This window comes from Microvirga sp. P4_G7 (genome assembly GCF_056401005.1).
The window spans coordinates 1-2,585 of sequence record NZ_JBFUKD010000538.1; the positions used below are offsets into that span (position 1 = coordinate 1).

The 2,585-nt window shown below is 61.4% G+C and carries 4 protein-coding genes; 3 read left to right on the top strand and 1 reads right to left on the bottom strand.

Annotated elements, in window-relative coordinates:
* Window positions 1–223: winged helix-turn-helix domain-containing protein (locus AC1DT3_RS17570; RefSeq protein ID WP_477466523.1), on the top strand; the 223-nt coding region annotated here is incomplete at its 5' end.
* 72 nt (window positions 224–295) lie between these two features.
* Complete coding sequence (locus AC1DT3_RS17575) at window positions 296–733, top strand: EamA family transporter (RefSeq protein ID WP_477466524.1); 438 nt, start codon at window positions 296–298, stop codon at window positions 731–733.
* 1 nt (window position 734) lies between these two features.
* On the opposite strand, the gene AC1DT3_RS17580 is transcribed toward AC1DT3_RS17575, so the two are convergent.
* On the bottom strand, window positions 735–1,574 hold the full coding sequence (locus AC1DT3_RS17580; RefSeq protein WP_477466525.1) for an EamA family transporter: 840 nt from the start codon (window positions 1,572–1,574) through the stop codon (window positions 735–737).
* A 104-nt stretch (window positions 1,575–1,678) separates the two neighbouring features.
* Between AC1DT3_RS17580 and AC1DT3_RS17585 the strand changes: the two genes are divergently transcribed.
* On the top strand, window positions 1,679–2,569 hold the full coding sequence (locus AC1DT3_RS17585) for a LysR substrate-binding domain-containing protein (protein WP_477466526.1): 891 nt from the start codon (window positions 1,679–1,681) through the stop codon (window positions 2,567–2,569).
* Window positions 2,570–2,585: the final 16 nt, after the last annotated feature.

A 2,585-nucleotide genomic window follows, 5' to 3' on the forward strand; every position in this document is an offset into this window, starting at 1 on the left:
CCTTTCGCTCCGCAAGGGCACGACGCTGACAAAAGAGATGTTCCTCAACCATCTCTATGGCGGCATGGACGAGCCCGAACTGAAGATCATCGACGTGTTCATCTGCAAGCTCCGCAAGAAGCTGGCAAACGCGTCCGAGGGCAAGAACTATATCGAAACCGTCTGGGGCCGTGGCTACGTGCTGCGCGAACCGACGGAAGTCGAACAACGCGTCGCCGTCTGACCGGGGCGCAAAGGTATTCGACGTTTCAGCCCGGCCTCGTGCCGGGCTTTTTCGTAAACCCGGGGAGCTCGCATGAAAACCGCATTCCTGTCCTGGCAATTCTGGGCCTTGTCATCGGCGGCATTTGCAGCGCTCACCGCGATCTTCGCCAAGATCGGCGTCGAGCAGATCAACTCCGATTTTGCGACACTCCTGCGCACGGCCATCATTCTCGTCGTTCTCGGCGGCATCCTTTCCGCCACTGGGCAATGGCAGCCGCTCGGGTCGATCTCCGGACGCACCTATGTCTTTCTGACACTGTCCGCGCTGGCGACCGGCGCGTCCTGGCTCTGCTATTTTCGCGCGTTGAAGCTGGGCGACGCATCGCGCGTAGCGCCGATCGATAAACTGAGCGTCGTTCTCGTGGCTCTCTTTGGCGTAGCGTTTCTGGGCGAGCGGCTTTCCATCCCGAACTGGCTCGGTATCGCCTTCATAGCGACAGGTGCGGTCCTCGTCGCTTATCGCGCCTGAGTCAAAGCCGCATGAGAACGACGCCGCACGCGATCAAGCCGGCAGCAGCGATCCGGGTCCATCCGACACGCTCTTTCAGATAGAGTACGGCGATGGCGACTGCGAAGAGAACGCTTGTCTCGCGCAAAGCAGCGACAAGCGCGATCGGTGCCTGCGTGAAAGCCCAGATGACGATCCAATAGGATGAGAGAGCCATGGCGCCTGCCGCGACGCCTGGACGCCATGCGGGAGCGAGTCGGGTGAAGGCGCGCGTCCCATGCGCGACGAGAACGTAGGCACACGTCAACAGCCCATCGAGGATGCTGGCGAGAAAGAGGAAGCCGGATGGTGAGCCTGATAGGCGCGCACCCCATCCATCCACCAGCGTGTAGGACGCGGTGCACATCGCCGTGGTGATCGCATACAAGAAAGCTTTCGGCGGCATGCGGCCGGTGGCCCCCCCCTTGAGCGACATCAGACACACTCCTGATCCGATCGAGATGATCGCGACAGTCTTCATCACGGTCGTCACTTCGCCGAGGAAGGTGGCGCTCACGACGGCGACGATCAACGGCGCCGACCCGCGTGCGAGCGGATACACCTGGGAAAGATCGCCGTGATCGTAGGCCCGCAAGAGAGAGATCTTGTAAAAGACATGGATGAGCGCCGACACGAGAATCCACGGCCAAGCATCCCAGACAGGCAGCGGGAAGAAGGGCAGGAGGATGAGGCAAAGGCCCAACTGCGACAGACAAAGAAGCAGAAGAGACGACACCCGGTCGAGCCCGACTTTGAAAAGGGCGTTCCACCCAGCATGCATGAGAGCCGCCAGAAGAACGGCGGCGAAGACGATCAGAGTCACAGGCGGGGTCTTTCAAAGTGAATTGCCGGCTATGTGCCCTTGTGTCACATTAGAACGGACCTGATAATCGAGTTGTTCTGACAAGTGATGTGCGTTTTCCTCACATGGCCCACCGTCGCCTGCCTTCTTTGAACGCCCTCACAGCCTTTGAAGCCGCAGGGCGGCTCGGACGCATGACTCTCGCCGCGGAGGAACTTTCCGTTACGCACGGTGCCATCAGCCGCCACGTGCGTCACCTCGAAGAGGTGTTGGGAATTCGGCTGTTCGAAGGACCAAAGAACGCCCTGCGGCTTACCGAGAGCGGCCGGACACTGTTGTCCCACCTGACGGCCGGGCTGGATCGTCTAGAGGCGGGCGTGCGCGCCGTCGCGGATGAGGATGAAGGAGCGCTGGATGTCTCGTGCACCGGCACCTTCAGCATGCGGTGGTTGATTCCGCGCTTGCATCGTTTCCAAGCGGCACATCCCGCGGTCGAGATCCGTCTGTCGGCGTCTTATGCGCCCGTCGACTTTGCTCGTGAGCGTTATGAGGTGGCTATCCGCCTGGCGGAGGATGGGATGCCCAACGACGCGATCGTCACGGAGCTCTTCCGCGAACATTTCGGCCCGGTGGTATCTCCTGCCCTCGCCGCGCGATACGAGATTCGCGAGATGGACGACCTTCAACGCATACCGCACCTCCACACCATCACCCGAAGGGATGCATGGGCGAACTGGGCGTCCCGTTGCGCAGGGTGGAAGAATGTCGATTTTCCGGGCGCCGAATACGAGCATTTCTACTACATGCTCGAAGCTGCGACCGGCGGCCTCGGTGCCGGAATTGCTCCATGGCCCATGGTGATCGATGACATCAAGGCCGGACGCCTCGTCGCGCCGTTCGGCTTCGTTCCCAGCGATCTCACCTACGTCGCCGCGCGCCGCTCGCGCCGTAATCGCAAGGCGGAAGCGTTCTGCGATTGGATGCGCCAGGAGGCCCTTGCGACGCCTACCCCGTGACCGCGCGGATCGTCAC